Origin of the sequence: Micromonospora halotolerans, assembly GCF_032108445.1 — a bacterium.
Lineage (GTDB): Bacteria > Actinomycetota > Actinomycetes > Mycobacteriales > Micromonosporaceae > Micromonospora > Micromonospora halotolerans.
In genome coordinates, this window is record NZ_CP134876.1 from 1,415,567 (window position 1) to 1,432,538 (window position 16,972).

Below are 16,972 nucleotides of genomic sequence, written 5' to 3' on the forward strand. Positions count from 1 at the left end.
GTCAGCCGACCGGGGCGCTCTTGAGCCAGGACAGCGCCGCGCGGTGGTAGGCGACGGCGAACTCCAGCGCGCTGGCGTCGTAGTCGTCGCCTTCCTTCTTGGCGTTCTTGACCTGCTCGCGCACCGCCGCCAGGGCCTCGGTGTGGTACTCGTTCGCCGAGGCGTAGAGGTTCTTGAGCTGGCTCGCCGAGTGCAGGTTGCCGAAGGCGATCCGTAGCGCTATCGGGTTACGGATGGTGTCCCGGCCCGGGTTCTCCGCGAGCCAGCGGGAGAATGTCCGTTTTCCGGCCGCCGTGATCGCGTACGGCTGGCTCAACCGCGGCCCGGGCTTGCCGAGCCGCACGAGACCCTTCTCGGCCAGGACCGGAAGCTCGCGGTAGACCTGGCTGCGGGTCATCGACCAGTACGGCGCCAGCCGGCGCTCGGCGGCGGCCATCAGTTGACCGCCTGTCATCGGGCCGTCGTGCAGCAGGCCCAGCAGGGCCGCCGCCGTCGGGTTGACTCCGGATTCCGCCATGCCCTCTAAGCTGCCACTTTGTCGGACCTGGCGTCCAGGATTTGCCGTTTTCGCCGCCCTTCGGGTCGTCCGATGTGCACTGTCGGCCGACGACAGTCCGCCGGGGACGTCCGGCACCTCCCCCGCCCGGCCGGTCGCCGGTGACGCTGAGTGCGCCACCGGCGACCGCACGCAGGTCAGCCCATGTGCGGGTAGCCGTGCTCGGTCGGCGGGACGAAGGTCTCCTTGATCGTCCGCGGCGACATCCAGCGGACCAGGTTGTGCCACGAGCCGGCCTTGTCGTTGGTGCCGCTGGCCCGGGCGCCGCCGAACGGCTGCTGCCCGACCACCGCGCCGGTCGGCTTGTCGTTGATGTAGAAGTTGCCGGCCGCGTACCGCATCTTCTCCGCCACCTGGTCGACCACCCGGCGGTCGGTCGCGAAGATCGACCCGGTCAGCGCGTACGGCGCGATCGACTCGGCCTGGTGGACCACCTCGTCGAAGCGGGCGTCGTCGAAGACGTGCACGCCGAGGATCGGGCCGAAGTACTCGGTGGTGAAGGTCTCGTGCGCGGCGTCCGAGCACTCGAAGAGGGTCGGCCGGACGAAGTAGCCGACCGAGTCGTCGGCGGTGCCGCCGGCCAGGACCCGGCAGCTGTCGTCGCCCTTGATCAGCTCCAGCGCGGCGGTGTGCCGGCCGAACGCCTTGTCGTCGATCACGGCGCCGCCGAAGTTGCTGAAGTCGGTGACGTCGCCGTAGGTGAGCGAGTCGGCGGTGGCGGCCAGCCGGTCGCGCAGCCCGCCCTCCCAGATGGACCGGGGGATGTACGCCCGCGAGGCGGCCGAGCACTTCTGGCCCTGGTACTCGTAGGCGCCCCGGATCAGCGCGGTGTGCAGGGCGTCCACGTCGGCGCTGGTGTGCGCGACCACGAAGTCCTTGCCGCCGGTCTCGCCGACCAGCCGGGGGTAGCCCCGGTAACGGGCGATGTTGTCGCCGACCGTCTTCCAGAGGTGCTGGAAGACCTTGGTGGAGCCGGTGAAGTGGATGCCGGCCAGGTCCGGGTCGGCGAGTACGACGTCGGAGACCTCCTCGCCGCGCCCCGTCACCATGTTGATCACGCCGGGCGGCAGGCCGGCGGCCTCGAACAGCCGCATGGTGAAGTGGGCGGCGAACTGCTGGGTCGGGCCCGGCTTCCAGACCACGGTGTTGCCGAGCAGGGCCGGCGCCGAGGGCAGGTTGCCGGCGATCGCGGTGAAGTTGAACGGGGTGACCGCGTAGACGAAGCCCTCCAGGGGCCGGTGGTCGAAGCGGTTCCACACGCCCGGCGAGGACAGCGGCTGCTCGGCCAGGAGCTTGCGGGCGAAGTAGACGTTGAACCGGAGGAAGTCGATCAGCTCGCAGGCCGAGTCGATCTCGGCCTGGACCACGGTCTTGGACTGGCCCAGCATGGTGGCCGCGTTGAGCGTGTCCCGCCAGGGACCGGAGAGCAGGTCGGCGGCGCGCAGGAAGATCGCGGCGCGCTCCTCGAACGGCAGCGCCCGCCACATCGGCGCGGCGTCCTTGGCGGCCTTGACCGCGGCACGGGCGTCGTCGTGGGTGGCGTGGCCCGTGACGCCGAGCACGTGGGCGTGCTTGTGCGGCTGGACCACGTTGATCGGGGCACCGGCGGCCATCCGCTGCTCGCCGGCGATGGTCATCGGCAGGTCGATCCGCTCGGCGGCCAGGTCGGCCAGCCGCCGCTGGAGCCGCTCCCGCTCGGCGCTGCCGGGCTCGTAGGTGTGGACCGGCTCGTTGCGCGGCTCGGGTACGGAGAACACGGCGTCCATCACAGGCTCCTGTGCGATCTCGACGGCGGTGGCGAAATCGGACCCGCGGGCGCCGGCCGGGTGGCCGGGTCGCCGGGCGCCGCTCGCGGGGTACCGGTCGCGGCGGCGGGACCTCGGCCAATTCTTCCATGCGAGGGGGCCGGGCCCACCTCCACCGCCCCGGTTCGGGTCGCCTCGGCCGCCGCACCCGGACGCCACGCCCCACACCGGACCGTAGGCGACAAGCCGCTCTCTCCCGACGAATCCTCGGTCGGCCCGATCGCTCGCCTGTGATCCGTCACCGCCCGGCCCGGCCAGCCAGGATCGACGACACCGACGGGCCGGGCCCGGATCAGGGCCCGCCGGGCCGCGTACGCTGGATGACCGGTGACCTGCCCGGCCGTCGCGGCCGACCCGGCGTCCGTCGAGAGGGAGACGATGAGCAAGCAGCCCGGCAGCTCCACGGCCGCGGAGCCGGACCAGCCCGCCACCGAGCGGACGGTCCCCACGCCGGCCGGATCCCCCTCGGACGGGAGCGCCGGGGCCGCGCCCGCCGCCGCTGGGCGCCTCGCCCACGCGCCCGGCGCCCTGGTGCTGGCCGTGCTGTCGCTCGGCTGGCTGGCCGCCATGCTCTGGTCCACCCGGGCGGCGATCGCCTCGGCCGCGGCCGGGGTCACCGCGCTCAGCCTCTCCGCGTACGCCCTGCCCGGCGTGATCACCGCCGCGCTGGTCGCCGGCGCCGCGGTCGCCCTGGCGGCGACCAACCGGCTGGACCGGGCCACCCTGCGCTTCCTCGTCGCCGTCGGCGCCGGCCTGCTGGTCGGGCTCGCCGCCGCGATCGCGGTGAACCTGACGTACGCCGACAACGCGACCACCAACACCATCGCCGGCACCACCGCCGCCGCGGCGATCATCGGCGGGGCGGCGGCCGGTGTGCGCACCGCCCGGGTGGTCGGCGGGCTCGCCGCCGCCACGCTGGCCGCGCAGGTCTTCGTGGTGGCGTTCAGCCGCGCCCGGGACCCGCTCTCCGACCTGTTCGGCGCCGGCGACACCCAGCAGTCGGTGCTCGACGCCGCGAAGTGGGTGTCCCGGACCGAGTCCCTGCTCGCCGGGCTGATCGCCGGTCTCGTGGCCTATCTCTACCTGGCCTGGGCCCGCCGCCGCGCCGAGCGACGGGGCGCCGCCGACGCGGAGCCGCGCTGGCCGGCGTACCTCGTGGCCGGGGCCGGCGCGGGCCTGCTCCTGCTGCTCACCGAGGTGATCATCCGGGTCGGCGGGCGCGGGTTGCTCGACCTGGCGGCCGCGCTCAGCGAGGCGGACCAGGTGGCGCAGACGGCGCTCGGCACCTCGCGGGTGGACAACGGCATCTGGGTGCTCTTCGTGGGGGCGCTCACCACGCTCATCCTGTTCGGCCGCACCCTGGGCCCGCGCGCCGTGGAGGACGAGGACGAGTCCGACTCCTGAGGCGCCGCGGCGTCAGGAGACGTCGCGCAGCAGCAGGTCCAGCTCGGTCACGTCGTACCACTCCAGCTCGTGGTCCTCGGCCCCGTCGACGGTGAACTGGGCGTCCGGGTCACCGGCCTGCGCCTCGGCCACCACCTCGGCGGCGGCGGCCACGTCGTCGACCGCGTCCCCGCCGTCCACGTGGATCGCGGCGACGGACTTCACCGGCACCGGACCGGAGAGCCGGACCACGCTGGAGCCCAGCTCGCCGCCGACCCGGCCGACCGCGCGGGCCGGCAGGTCCACCGAGACGACGACCCGCCGGCGGGGCGCGCCCGGATCGGCCCGGAGCAGCAGCAGGGCCTCCTGGGCCGCCCGGGTGAAGGCGACGTACTCCAGCTCCTCCTCGTCACCCTCGGCGTACCACTCCCGCAGCTCCGGGGTGACGGCGTGCGCCTCCTCGCCGGCCAGGCCCTCCTCGCGCAGCCGGGCCAGCATGGGGACGGTCGCCGGCACGTACACCCGGACAAGCTCGTCGGTCACGGTGTCTCCCCGCCCTCAGGCCGCCGGCCGGCGGACGCCGGCTCCGGGCGCCGATCATGCCGTACGCCGTGACCGTCATACACCCCGCACCCGTCGCGGAGAAGTTCCACGCCGGTGTGTCCCCCGGCCGGATTCGCCGCGCCGGGCCTGGGGCGATCCGGCTCCTGATGGCAAACTGAAGCAAACGTAGCCAACCCCGGGAGTCACCGTGGAGCCGAGGTTCCTGCTGCTGTCCGACGTGGCCGCCGAGCTGAACGTCTCGGACTCGCAGGTCTACCACATGGTGCGCAGCGGAGAGCTGCCCGCCATCAAGATCGGCGGCCGGGGCCAGTGGCGCGTCGAGCGCGCTCAACTGGAGCAGTACATCCAGCGGAAGTACGCCGAGACGGCCGAGTGGGTACGCGGCAACCCGCTCACCGACCGCGACGTGGAGTGACCACGCGATGGCGTACCGGCATTGACGGTGAGCGTCGCCCTGCCCGAGAATGAGGAAGAAGCGAAGGCAAACGAAGGCAAACGCAATGAACAGGGGTTGAGGATGGCCGACACCCGCCGCCCGCTGGCACCGCGTCCCCCCGTCCGGCTCCGGCCCGCCCCGCCGCTCGACCCGCCCTGCACCGACCAGGATCCGACCTGGGGCGACACCTGGGGCAACGTGGACCAGCTCGCCCTCGACCTCTTCGACCCGCGTCGCCGGGACCCCGACCGTCCCGCCGGCCGCGCCGCCGACCGGTCGACCGGCCGGGGCGCCGACGTCCGGCCGGTGCCGGCCGGGCCGGGGCGCTCGGCCGGCCCTCCGCCCGCCGCCCTGGTGACCGCGACCCCCGAGGCGGCCCGGGCGGCCCACCGGTTCGTCCGCACCTTCCTGGAGATCGCCAACGGCTACCGCCCACCCGGGCAGCTCCGGCCGCTGTGCCTCCCCGAGGCCGCCGCGCGGGTGACCGCCGAGCTGACCCGCGCCGCCCGCCGGGTGGGCCCGGCACGCCGCCGCGCCGCCCGGCCGGTCCTCCACCTCCGCCGGCTACGGGTGTGCGAGCCCCGGACCGGCGCGGTCGAGGCCGCCGCCGTGCTCGCGGGCGCCGGCGGCGCGAGCTGGGCGATCGCCCTGCGCCTGGAACACCGCCGCGGCGCCTGGCTCTGCACCGTCCTCGACGCCCTCTGATCCCGGCCCGGACCACGGCTGGAGACGGCGACGGGCCCCGGCCGGTGGCCGGGGCCCGTCGGGGCTGACGCTGGTCAGTTGCCGCCGTTGGGGGCGCCGTGGCAGCGCTTGTACTTGCGGCCGGAGCCGCACGGGCACGGCGCGTTCCGGGACGGGCCCTCGCCCGCGCCGTCGACCTGGCCGGGCGCGGCCCGCCGGGCCGTGCTCGCCGCGACCGCCTGGCCGCTCGCCCCGGCCGTCCGGCGCGGGGTGGAGGCGGCGGGGCGCTCCGAGGTCTCGGGGCGGCCGATGCCGAGCGCCGGCGCCTGCTCCTCGGCGCGCTCGAGCACCGGCGCGCCACGGCCGGCCTCGCCGTCGACCGACGGCGCCGAATACTGCAGGCCCTGCTGCTGCGGGGTGCGGTTGAGACCCTTGGCCCGGACCTCCACCGGCTTCTCCAGCAGCTGCACCTCCTCGGCCTCCGGCTCGGGCTCCTCGACCTGCACCTCCAGGTTGTAGAGGAAGCCGACCGTCTCCTCCTTGATGCCGTCCATCATGGTGGCGAACATGTCGAAGCCCTCGCGCTGGTACTCGATGACCGGGTCGCGCTGGGCGTAGGCCCGCAGGCTGATGCCCTCCTGGAGGTAGTCCATCTCGTAGAGGTGCTCGCGCCACTTGCGGTCGATCACCTGGAGCAGGACCATCCGCTCGAGCTGGCGGACGGCTTCCTCGCCGAGCTGCTCCTCGCGCCGGTCGTACGCGGCGTGCGCGTCCTCCTTGAGGCGGGCGAGCAGGAAGTCCTGGTCGAGGCCGGCCCGGGAGCCCACCTCCTCCTCCAGCTCGTCGATGGTGATGCCCACCGGGTAGAGCTGCTTGAGGTTGGACCAGAGCTGCTCGAGGTCCCAGTCCTCGGCGTAGCCGTCGCTCGTGGCGCCCACCACGTACGCACCGACCACGTCGTCGATCATGTTGCGGACCTGCTCGGAGAGGTCCTCGCCGTTGAGCACCCGGAGGCGCTCGGCGTAGATCACCTGGCGCTGCTTGTTGAGCACCTCGTCGTACTTGAGGACGTTCTTGCGGATCTCGGCGTTCTGGCCCTCGATCTGGGCCTGGGCGCTCTTGATCTGGCGGGTGACCATCTTCGACTCGATGGGCACGTCCTCGGGGATGTTGAAGCGGTCCATCACCGCCTCGACGGCACCGGCCCGGAAGCGCTTCATCAGGTCGTCCTGCAGCGACAGGTAGAAGCGGGACTCGCCCGGGTCACCCTGCCGACCGGCGCGACCGCGCAGCTGGTTGTCGATCCGGCGGGACTCGTGCCGCTCGGTGCCCAGCACGTAGAGGCCACCGGCGGCGGCGACCTCCTCCGCCTCGGTGTCGCAGGCCTGCTTCCAGGTGGGCAGGACCTCCTCCATCGCCTTGGCGTACTCCTCCGGCTGCTCGACCGGGTCGAGGCCGCGCTGGCGGAGTTCGTTGGCGGCGAGGAACTCGGGGTTGCCGCCGAGCAGGATGTCCGTGCCGCGGCCGGCCATGTTGGTGGCGACGGTGACCGCGCCCTTGCGCCCGGCCTGGGCGACGATCTCCGCCTCCTTGGCGTGGAACTTCGCGTTGAGTACCGAGTGCGGGATGCCCCGGCGGCGCAGCATGTGGGAGAGGATCTCCGAGTTCTCCACCGAGACCGTGCCGACCAGCACCGGCTGGCCGTGCTCGTGCCGCTCGGCGATGTCCTCGACCACGGCGTTGAACTTGGCCTTCTCGGTCTTGTAGATGACGTCCGCCCGGTCGAGCCGGACCATCGGCCGGTGCGTCGGGATCGTCACGACGCCGACCTTGTAGACCTTGTTGAACTCGCTCGCCTCGGTCTGGGCCGTGCCGGTCATGCCGGAGAGCTTCTCGTAGAGGCGGAAGTAGTTCTGGAGGGTGATGGTGGCCAGGGTCTGGTTCTCCTGCTTGATCTCCACCCCCTCCTTGGCCTCGATCGCCTGGTGCATGCCCTCGTTGTAGCGACGGCCGTGCAGGATGCGGCCGGTGAACTCGTCGACGATGAGGACCTCGCCGTCGCTGACGATGTAGTCCTTGTCGCGCTTGTAGAGCTCCTTGGCCTTGATCGCGTTGTTCATGTAGCCGACGAGCGGGGTGTTGACCGACTCGTAGAGGTTGTCGATGCCGAGCCGGTCCTCGATCTTGGCGACACCGCGCTCGGTGATGGCGATGGTGCGCTTCGCGTGGTCGACCTCGTAGTCGCCCTCGCCGTCGGTGCCGGGCTGGAGGCGGGCCACCACGGAGGCGAACTCCTGGTACCAGCGGGCGGAGTGCTCGGCCGGGCCAGAGATGATCAGCGGGGTCCGGGCCTCGTCGATGAGGATCGAGTCGACCTCGTCGACCACGGCGAAGAAGTGCCCGCGCTGGACCAGCTCCTCCTTCGACCACGCCATGTTGTCGCGCAGGTAGTCGAAGCCGAACTCGTTGTTGGTGCCGTAGGTGATGTCGCACTCGTAGGCCGCACGGTGCTCGGAGGCCGGCCGGTTGGGCAGCACCACGCCCACGGTGAGGCCGAGGAACTCGTGCACCCGGCCCATCCAGGCGGCGTCGCGCTCGGCCAGGTAGTCGTTGACGGTGATCACGTGCACGCCCTTGCCGGCGAGCGCGTTCAGGTAGACCGGCATGACCGAGGTCAGGGTCTTGCCCTCACCGGTCTTCATCTCGGCGATGTTGCCGAAGTGCAGCGCCGCGCCACCCATCACCTGGACGTCGTAGGGCCGCTGGCCGAGCACGCGGGCGGCGGCCTCCCGGCACACCGCGAACGCCTCGGGCAGCAGGTCGTCGAGGGTCTCACCGTCGGCGAGCCGCTCCCTGAACTGGTCGGTCATGTCCCGCAGCTCGTCGTCGCTGAGGTTGACGTAGTCGTCCTCGATCGAGTTGACGGCGGCGGCGATGGCCTTGAGCCGACGCACCATACGGCCCGCGCCAGCGCTAAGGACCTTTTCCAGAATCGACACGGATCAACGCTCCCCTAGACAGTCTCGAACCATCGTAGGCGCTCCGACGCGGCGATGGTCACTGGTGGCGGCGGTCCGGGCCGGCGAACCCGACATAACGCCAGGCGGGGGCGCCGAGCGGGCGAGAATCGGGTTACGCCGTACGCGAACGATCCGGCACGATGGCTCGGGTGGAGCCTGTGGAGATCACCGAGGACGGCCTGCTGCTGCGACCCTGGCGGGCGGAGGACGCCGACGCGGTGCACCGCGCCTGCCAGGATCCGGACATCCAGCGCTGGACCACCGTACCTCGCCCGTACCTGCCCGAACACGCCCTCGCCTTCGTGACCACGATCAGCGGGGCGGCCTGGGCGGACGGCACCGGTGGGCCGTTCGCGGTCTGCGACGCGGCGACCGGCGAGCTGCTCGCCTCCTGCGGGCTCGTCTCCGTCGACCGCGGCCTGGACTCCGCCGAGGTGGGCTACTGGACCGCGCCCTGGGCCCGGGGCCGGGGCGTGGCCGTGCGCGCCACCCGGGCGGTCGCCCGCTGGGCGTTCGACGCGCTCAAGCTGCGCCGGCTGATCTGGCAGGCCGAGGTCGGCAACCACGCCTCCCGGCTGGTCGCGCTCCGGGCCGGCTTCCGGGTCGAGGGCGAGCTGCGGTTGGCCCATCCGGCGGTCGACGGCCGCCCGGAGGGCTGGATCGGTTCCCTCTTCCCGGCCGATCTGGCCGCGCCCGGCGAGCCCGCCCCGTACGGCCCCGACACCCTCCAGGCGCGCCGGGCGGCGGTCTACCGCCGGCCCCAGCCGGTCCTGTTCGCCACCGCCGGCACCACCGAGCTGCGCCTGCGCGCGTTCGAGGAGCGTGACATCGACGCGCTCGTGACCACCTGCCGGGACGAGGACACCATCCGCTGGACCACCGTGCCGCACCCCTACCGCCGGGAGCACGCCGAGGGCTTCCTGCGGGACATCGCCGAGGCGGCCTGGGCCCGGGGCACCGGCGCCTCCTACGCCGTCGCCGACGCCGAGGACCGCTACGTCGCCTCGATCGACCTGCGCGTCTCTCCCGGCGACCCGCTCGTCGCCGACGTGGGCTTCATGACCGCGCCACACGCCCGGGGCCGGGGCTACCTGCCGGCCGCGCTGGCCGCGCTCTGCGCCTGGGGCTTCACCACGCTCGGCCTGGCCCGGATCGAGTGGCGGGCCAACGTCGGCAACACCGCGTCCCGCCGGGTCGCCGAGAAGGCCGGCTTCACCGTCGAGGGCACCCTCCGCGGCGGCGTCCAGCACCGCGGGGAACGGCAGGACGTCTGGGTCGGCGGGCTGCTCCCGGAGGACCTGCGGTGACGCCGGAGACCATCGAGGCGCACGGGGTGCGGCTGCGGCCGGACCGGCTCACCGACGTGACGGACCTGGCCGCGGCCTGCGCCGACCCGGCCATCCGGCGGTTCCTGCCCGGCCTGCCGGACCCGTACACCGAGGAGAGCGCCCGGTGGTGGATCACCGAGGGCGCGCCGGCGGTCCGGGCCACCGGCGGCGCGACGTACGCGATCGCCGACCCGGCCACCGACCGGCTGCTCGGCGCGGCCGGCCTCAGCCACCCGGTGGCGGAACGCCGGCAGGCGGAGATCGGCTTCTGGGTCGCGCCGTGGGCGCGCGGCCGCGGCGTCGCCACGGCCGCCACCCGCGCGCTGGCCGAGGCGGCCTTCGCCGCCGGCACCGTCCGGCTCGAACTGCTCGCCCACGAGGAGAACACGGCCAGCCAGCGGGTGGCGCTGGCCGCTGGATTCCGGCACGAGGGGGTACGCCGGTCGGCCGGCCAGGGTCGGGGCGGTCGGCACGACCTGGCCGTCTGGGTACGCCTCGCCGGCGACCCGCCCGGCCCGACCGCGCGGCTGCTGCCGGACCTGCCCGGCGGCCGGCTCACCGACGGCGTGGTGACGCTGCGGCGGCTCGGGCCGGAGGACGCCGACCCGTGGTACCGGCTGCACACCCGGCCCGAGGTGGTGGCGAGCCGGGTCCCGCCGGTGCCGCCGGCCCGGGAGGCGATCGAGCGGCGCTGCCGGCTGGCGGAGAGCCACTGGCTGGCCGGCCGCTCGGCCGACCTGGCGATCGTCGACGCGGCGACCGGCGCGGTGGCCGGCGGCTGCGCCCTCGTGTATGACGAGCCCGCCACCGGCCAGGCCATGCTCGGCTACAGCATGCTGCCCGAGGCGCGCGGCCGGGGGCTGGCCACCCGGGCGGTGGGCCTGGTGGCCGGTTGGGCGTTCGACGTCGGGCTGGCCCGGCTCTGGGCCGGCACCCGGCCGGAGAACATCGCCTCGCAGCGGGTGCTGGGGAAGGCCGGCTTCGGCCGGGAGGGACTGCTGCGCGGCCGGCTTCCCGGCCCGGACGGCACGCGGGTCGACTCGCTCATCTTCGGCCGGCTGGCGGGCGACCGCGCCGGATGACGGCGGAAGCCGCGGTGGTCGCCCACCACGGCTTCCGGCCGGTGTTGTCCCCGCGGGGTGGTCAGGGTCCGGTGTCGAGCGAGATGATCCCGTAGTCGTAGGCGTGCCGGCGGTAGACCACGCTCGGTCGGCCCGACTCCTTGTCCTGGAACAGGTAGAAGTCGTGGCCGACCAGTTCCATCTGGAACAGCGCGTCGTCGACCGTCATCGGCTCGGCGGGGTGCACCTTCGCCCGCGCGATGTGCCACGGCTGGTCGTCGTGTTCCTCGTAGCCGCCCTCGTCGGGCCGTTCCGCGACGGCGGTGGCCGTCGCGTGCCCGTTCAGGGTCGCCAGGCCGGGCCCCTCCAGGTCGGCCACCGGCAGGTCCGCGGTGGCGGCGGCCACGGAGAGCGGCGCGTGCCGGCCCCGGTGTACGCGGCGGCGGTCGGCCGCCCGGCGGAAGCGGGTGTCCAGCTTGGCGATGGCGGCATCCAGCGCGCTGTAGAAATCATTCGTGCAGGCCTCGGCCCGGATCACCGGACCGCGCGTCACGCAGGTGATTTCCACCCGCTGGCAATGATCGGCCTGGCGCGGATTGCGCTCGTGGAACAACTCGACGTCCACGCGAATGAGCTTGTGGTCGTAGCGTTCGATCTTTGCGAGCTTTTCGGCTACGTGTACCCGGTAATGGTCCGGCACTTCGACGTTACGGCCCTTGACCACGATGTCCACGTGACCTCCCTTGTTCGGACGGTCGTTCGGTCCGGATCTTCCGGTCGACGCGCCCTGGGAGAACCCCGTTCGGCGTCGACCGATGATGTACGGCTCCGCCTCCTTCCAATGCCGGGGGAAGGTTGGCAACCCTCCTACCCCCGACACGAAAACGCTAACGCCTGTTCGGCCACCAGTCACCCCCAGTTGCCGGGAGAGGCCGCGAAATTTAACAGCTCATACACCATGGGGTGAAACGGAAACACGAAGCGTCACTGATGGTGCCGCTTTTGCGTTGCGGCGAGCACGGCCGCGGCCTTTGGCGTCATTCCCGCTTCGCGCAGGACGCGGCTCACCGCGGCCAGCGTGGCCCCCGTGGTGACGATGTCGTCCAGCAGCACCACCGGACCGGCCACCCCGCGGGTCCGGCGCAGCCGGAACGCCGCCTCGGCCGCGGCGGCCCGACCGGCGCTGTCCAGCGCCACCGAGTCGGGCCGGGGCAGCGCGCGCAGCGGCCGGAGCACGCGTACCGGCCAGCCGGCCGCGCCCAGCCGGGCCGCCGCGTGGCGGGTCAGCCGGTCCAGGTGGTCGCCGTACCGGGCCCGGGCCGCCCGCGCGGTGTCCGGCACCGCCACCAGGGTCACCGGGCCTCGCCCGCCGGCCGCGGCGGCGACCACCTCGGCCAGCAACGCGCCCAGCGGCCGGGCCAGCCCGTGCCGGCCCCGCTCCTTGTACGCCAGCAGCCCGTTCCGCAGCGCGCCCGCGTACGGGCCGAGGGCGACGCAGGGCGGCAGGCCGGCCGGGGCCGGATCGGGCCGGGTCGGCGCGGGGACCAGCGCCTCCAGGTCACGCGCACAGCCCGGGCAGAAGCCCTGCCGCAGGCCGGGTACGTGCTCCCCGCAACCGGCGCACCCGGCCGGCAGCACCAGGTCGGTCAGATCCGACCAGAGTCCGCCCAGGCCCGGCACCGGCGCCTCAGTAGAGGAAGAAGGGTGCGGTCGGGTTGGTCGCCCGGCTGCCCGCCGGCACGTCCAGCACCTGTTCGCGCTTGATGATGTCGGGAGGATTGTTCCGGAAGGCCGCCCGGTTCGCCTCGTACATGTACGACAGCGACGGCAGCCCGCCGACCGCACCGCCCGGGTACGCGGCCAGCTGGGTCACCTCGGCGCCGATGTCCCGCTCGAGCGCGGTCTCCTCGCCGCCGTCGACGCTGACCTGGTGGATCGCCGGCCGGCGGTCCGGCTCGTTGCCGGCGAGGACCAGCTCGTTCTCGGTCAGCCAGTCGACGGCGCTGATGCCGGTGAGCAGGGTGACCACTCGGCGCGGCTGGCCCACGCTCACCACACCGCCGTCGACGCTGACCGCGGCCACGTAGAGGACGCCCCCACTGACCAGCGCGATCCGGTGCCCGTCGAGGGACCCGGCCACCGCCACGACCGGGCCCGGGACGGCCAGCCGGACGACGCTCATCGCCGCAGCATCGTCGAACCGGTAGAGCTTGCCGTCGGCCGCCACGAGACCGGCCGGGTGGTCCTTGTCCATCGAGCGCAGCCAGGTGGGCCGGCCGATCGCGCCGAATGCTCGGGCACCGCTGTTGAACACGGTGACCGGGTCCGGGCCGGATCCGACCCGCAGGCGCTGCCGGCGGGCCGTGTCTGTGACCACCAGCGCGGCCAGCACCTGATCACCGGCGTGCGCGAGCGCCGCGGAGACCACGTTCCGGTTGTCGGCGGGCGAGAGCGGGACGGCGGCCCGCGGCTCGTTGCCGATGGCCAGCGGACGGATCGCGCCGTCGTAGACGCTGAACCGCGCCGGGACTCCTCCGGTCGGGTACGCGGCGTGCCCCGCCCGCTCCTGCTGGAGGTCGACGGTGCGCCGCTTCTGGTTCTGGATCTTCAGATCGAGCTGGCCGTTCAACTCGGGCAGCGACCAGGCCAGCTGGGTGGCGAGCAGGCCGAGTCGCTCGTTGTTGGCCCCGGGCATGGTGAGGTTGACCTCCCAGTGCCCGTCCGCGCCGGTGGCGTTGTTGATCGGCCGGGTGCCGTCGGGCAGCCCGGTCACGCCGGAGGCCAGCCAGTCGGACGGGCGGCCGGTCAACCACTTCACCACCTCGGTGACCCGACGCTCGGCCGGCACCGACGAGGGCAGGTAGCGCAGATCGGGCACCAGACGCGACCGGTCCGGGTTCCAGAAGTAGATGGTGCGCGACCGGTAGTACTCCCGCAGCGCGGTGTCGCTGACCAGCAGCACGTTCGGCACGGCGGTGAGGAGCAGCCCCGGGCCGACCGGGTCGGCCCGGCGCAACTGGAACACGTACTCGGTGTCGAGGGCCTCCGGCGGCGCCAGCGTGCCGTCCGCGCGCAGCACGCCGACCTGCTGCACCTTGACAGTCACCCGGCTGGTGCCCTGGTTGTTCGGCGGGGTGACCTCGGGCTTCTCCCGGAGCCGGACCACGGTCAGCTCGATCTCGCTGCTCTGCTGCTTCTCCGGGAGCAGGCTCTTCGACTCCTGCGCGATGAACTCCTTGGCCCGGGCGTACGCCTGCTCGCGCTCACCGGCGGCCGCCGCCCGCAGGTAGTTCTCGATGAACGGGCCGGGCTCGACGCTGTCGCTCCGGGTCGGCGGCCGTGCGGGGCTGCCGTTGACCGCGCCGGATTCGGCGGCCGGACCCGAGCCGTCGACCTGCACCTCGCTCTCGTTCGGGATCCCGCAACCGACCAGCCCGGCCGGGAGCAACGCACCGGCCAGCAGCGCGGCCAGCGCCCGCCGCCTCATGACGTCACCTCCGCCCGGTCGCCCGACTCCGCCGGCCCGACGGCCAGCGCGCCCGCGCCGCTACCCGGACCGATGGCGAGCGGGCCGCCGTCGCGCGGACCGCCGAACGGCAAGGTGGCGTCGGCCGGCACGAGCCGCAGCGGCGAGGTGGTCAGCCGGTCCCCGGCGCGGGCCGGCAGGGTCAGCCGGAACTGGGCGCCCTGCCCCGGCGCCCCCCACGCCTCCAGCCAGCCGCCGTGCAGTCGGGCGTCCTCCAGGCTGATGGAGAGGCCCAGCCCGGTGCCGCCGGTCTGCCGGGCCCGGGACGGGTCGGCCCGCCAGAACCGGTTGAAGACCAGCTTCTCCTCGCCGGGCTTGAGCCCGACGCCGTGGTCCCGCACGGTGATCGCCACCGCGCTCTGGTCGACGCCGAGGGTGATCCGCACGGGCTTGGCCTCCCCGTGCTCGACGGCGTTGCCGACCAGGTTGCGCAGCACCCGCTCGACCCGGCGCGGGTCGACCTCGGCGATCACCGGGCTGTCCGGCAGGTCCAGCTCGATGGCCACCCCGACCCGCTCGGCCAGCCCGGCCAGCCGCTCGGTCACCCGGTGCACCACCGGCACCAGGTCGGTCGGCTCGCTGTCGAGCATGGCGAAGCCGGCGTCGAAGCGGCTGATCTCCAGCAGGTCGGTGAGCAGCTCCTCGAACCGGTCCAGCTCGGCCTGGAGCAGCTCGGCGCTGCGCGCCACCGCCGGGTCGAACTCGTCGCGCTCGGCGAAGATCAGGTCGGCGGCCATCCGGACCGTGGTCAGCGGCGTCCGCAGCTCGTGCGAGACGTCGGAGGTGAAGCGGCGTTGCAGCCGGGACATCTCCTCCAGCCGGAGGATCTGCCGTTGCAGGTTGGTCGCCATCTGGTTGAACGACGCGGCGAGCAGGGCCAGGTCGTCCTCGCCGTTGACCACCATCCGCTGGTCGAGCAGGCCGGCGGAGAGCCGCTGGGCGGTCCGGGCCGCCACCCGCACCGGCGTCACCACGAGGCGGGTGACCAGGGCGGCCAGCAGGCCGAGCAGCAGCACCAGGGCCGCGCCGGTGGCGACCACGGTGGCCCGGGCGTCGGCCGCGGTGGCGTCCTGGCGGGACAGGGGCACGAGGTAGTAGAGCTCCAGTTGGCCGAACCGGGTGGGCACCGGGGAGCCGTAGACCAGGTATTTCGTGCGCTGGCCGCCGAGCGAGCCGGTGCGGATCTGGTGGGCGACTTTGCCGGCCGCCACCGAGGAACGCAGCTCCTGGCTGATCATCGGGCGCACCTGCACGTCCGGGGAGGTGCGCGGCGCGATGTTGGTGAAGTTGTCGGCGGTGATCGCCACCACCACGCCGCTGGTCTGCGCCGGGTCACCGCCGGCCAGGTAGTTGACCGTGCCGTCGATGGTGTCCTGGAGCTGGGCCTCCTGCGGCTGGCTGTAGAGGTTGAACTGCTTCGAGGCGTAGTCGCTGCCGTTCTGCAGCCGCAGCAGCACGTCGGTCTCGGCGTTCTCCAGCAGGATGTTGGTGAGCTTGTCGGCGATCAGGAACGCGAAACCGCCCACCAGCAGGCTGGACGCCACCAGTGTGATGGTCACCACACGGAGCTGGAGCGACCTCCGCCAGGTCTGGTGCGCCCCGGCGGCGAGCCGGGCCGTGCGACCCGCCAGGAGGCGCCACAACGCCCGCGCGGCACGGAGCCGGCGGGGCGCGATGGTCGGCGAGTCGCGGGGCGGGGAGGTCACCACAGTGCTGACCAGGCTATCCGGTGCCCGCCTTGTAACCCACGCCCCGAACGGTGAGGATGATTTCGGGTCGCTCCGGATCCGGCTCGATCTTGGCGCGCAGCCGCTGCACGTGCACGTTGACCAGGCGGGTGTCGGCGGCGTGCCGGTAACCCCAGACCTGCTCCAGCAACACCTCGCGGGTGAAGACCTGGCGCGGCTTGCGGGCGAGCGCGACCAGCAGGTCGAACTCCAGCGGGGTCAGCTTCACCTCCTCGCCGTCCCGGCTGACCGTGTGTGCCGGCACGTCGATGGTGATCTGGTTGCCGGGCGGCCCGATGGTGAGCAGCTCCGGCGCCACGTCCTCGCCCCGGCGCAGCCGGGCCCGCATCCGGGCCACCAGCTCCTTGGGCTTGAACGGCTTGACCACGTAGTCGTCGGCGCCGGACTCCAGCCCGAGCACCACGTCGACCGTGTCGCTCTTGGCGGTCAGCATGACGATGGGCACCCCGGACTCGCCCCGGATGGCCCGGGCCACGTCGATGCCGCTCATGCCGGGAAGCATCAGGTCGAGCAGGACGATGTCGGGCCGGCTGTCGCGGAACGCGGCCAGCGCCCGTTCCCCGTCCGCCACGAAGGACGGCACGAAGCCCTCGCTGCGCAGGACGATGCCGAGCATCTCGGCGAGTGCGGGGTCGTCGTCGACCACCAGTACCCGGGCTCTCATGGGGTTTATCGTTCCATCCCCGTTCGTTGAAGAGGGTTCGGCGTCTTCACGGCACCGTAGCGCCGAGGGCGGCCCGGCACCACAGCTGACCGCGTGGCGCGCCCGGACGGACGGGTCCACCGGACGCGGACGTGCCGTGCAACCATGATCCCTCGGGCGTGTCGCCGCCCGCCACCTCCGCCCGCCCGCCAGGAGTA

14 protein-coding genes are annotated in these 16,972 nt (G+C 73.3%); 5 read left to right on the forward strand and 9 right to left on the reverse strand.

The genetic code is table 11. The annotated features are described in order from the left end of the window. Position 1: 1 nt before the first annotated feature. On the reverse strand, positions 2–517 hold the full coding sequence (locus tag RMN56_RS06500; protein WP_107078404.1) for a PadR family transcriptional regulator: 516 nt from the start codon (positions 515–517) through the stop codon (positions 2–4). A 176-nt stretch (positions 518–693) separates the two neighbouring features. After that, positions 694–2,322 carry an L-glutamate gamma-semialdehyde dehydrogenase gene (gene pruA / locus RMN56_RS06505; protein ID WP_313722928.1) on the reverse strand — a complete coding sequence of 543 codons (1,629 nt, stop codon included), beginning with the start codon at positions 2,320–2,322 and terminating at the stop codon, positions 694–696. Positions 2,323–2,739: 417 nt separating this feature from the next. Here pruA and RMN56_RS06510 point away from each other — a divergent pair, with 417 nt between their 5' ends. Next, positions 2,740–3,765, forward strand: coding sequence for a hypothetical protein (locus RMN56_RS06510; protein ID WP_313724658.1), 1,026 nt, complete (start codon positions 2,740–2,742; stop codon positions 3,763–3,765). Positions 3,766–3,777: 12 nt separating this feature from the next. On the opposite strand, the gene RMN56_RS06515 is transcribed toward RMN56_RS06510, so the two are convergent. Next, positions 3,778–4,287 (reverse strand): DUF6912 family protein, encoded by a 510-nt coding sequence (locus RMN56_RS06515; RefSeq protein WP_262286557.1) that lies wholly within the window; start codon positions 4,285–4,287, stop codon positions 3,778–3,780. 208 nt (positions 4,288–4,495) lie between these two features. Between RMN56_RS06515 and RMN56_RS06520 the strand changes: the two genes are divergently transcribed. Together RMN56_RS06520 and RMN56_RS06525 are read left to right on the forward strand one after the other, a co-directional pair. Next, positions 4,496–4,723, forward strand: a complete 228-nt coding sequence (locus RMN56_RS06520) for a helix-turn-helix transcriptional regulator (RefSeq protein ID WP_262286558.1) — start codon at positions 4,496–4,498, stop codon at positions 4,721–4,723. 102 nt (positions 4,724–4,825) lie between these two features. Further along, positions 4,826–5,449, forward strand: a complete 624-nt coding sequence (locus RMN56_RS06525) for an Rv3235 family protein (RefSeq protein ID WP_313722929.1) — start codon at positions 4,826–4,828, stop codon at positions 5,447–5,449. 74 nt (positions 5,450–5,523) lie between these two features. Here RMN56_RS06525 and secA read toward each other — a convergent pair whose 3' ends face one another. Then, positions 5,524–8,427 carry a preprotein translocase subunit SecA gene (gene secA, locus RMN56_RS06530; protein WP_313722930.1) on the reverse strand — a complete coding sequence of 968 codons (2,904 nt, stop codon included), beginning with the start codon at positions 8,425–8,427 and terminating at the stop codon, positions 5,524–5,526. A gap of 161 nt (positions 8,428–8,588) precedes the next feature. Between secA and RMN56_RS06535 the strand changes: the two genes are divergently transcribed. Next, a complete protein-coding gene (locus RMN56_RS06535; RefSeq protein ID WP_313722931.1) occupies positions 8,589–9,755 on the forward strand; it encodes a GNAT family N-acetyltransferase in 1,167 nt (388 codons plus the stop codon). Further along, on the forward strand, positions 9,752–10,858 hold the full coding sequence (locus tag RMN56_RS06540; protein ID WP_313722932.1) for a GNAT family N-acetyltransferase: 1,107 nt from the start codon (positions 9,752–9,754) through the stop codon (positions 10,856–10,858). The genes RMN56_RS06535 and RMN56_RS06540 overlap by 4 nt, the downstream gene beginning before the upstream one ends. 61 nt (positions 10,859–10,919) lie before the next feature. Here RMN56_RS06540 and hpf read toward each other — a convergent pair whose 3' ends face one another. The 5 genes from hpf to mtrA form a co-directional block, all read right to left on the reverse strand. After that, entirely contained in the window at positions 10,920–11,570 is a 651-nt protein-coding gene (gene hpf / locus RMN56_RS06545) for a ribosome hibernation-promoting factor, HPF/YfiA family (RefSeq protein WP_313722933.1), read from the reverse strand. A gap of 251 nt (positions 11,571–11,821) precedes the next feature. Beyond that, positions 11,822–12,517 (reverse strand): ComF family protein, encoded by a 696-nt coding sequence (locus tag RMN56_RS06550; protein ID WP_313722934.1) that lies wholly within the window; start codon positions 12,515–12,517, stop codon positions 11,822–11,824. A 7-nt stretch (positions 12,518–12,524) separates the two neighbouring features. Then, a complete protein-coding gene (locus RMN56_RS06555) occupies positions 12,525–14,324 on the reverse strand; it encodes an LpqB family beta-propeller domain-containing protein (RefSeq protein WP_313722935.1) in 1,800 nt (599 codons plus the stop codon). After that, positions 14,321–16,039 carry an MtrAB system histidine kinase MtrB gene (mtrB, locus tag RMN56_RS06560; RefSeq protein ID WP_376787309.1) on the reverse strand — a complete coding sequence of 573 codons (1,719 nt, stop codon included), beginning with the start codon at positions 16,037–16,039 and terminating at the stop codon, positions 14,321–14,323. The genes RMN56_RS06555 and mtrB overlap by 4 nt, the downstream gene beginning before the upstream one ends. Positions 16,040–16,085: 46 nt before the next feature. Next, a complete protein-coding gene (gene mtrA, locus RMN56_RS06565; RefSeq protein ID WP_046564340.1) occupies positions 16,086–16,775 on the reverse strand; it encodes an MtrAB system response regulator MtrA in 690 nt (229 codons plus the stop codon). Positions 16,776–16,972: the final 197 nt, after the last annotated feature.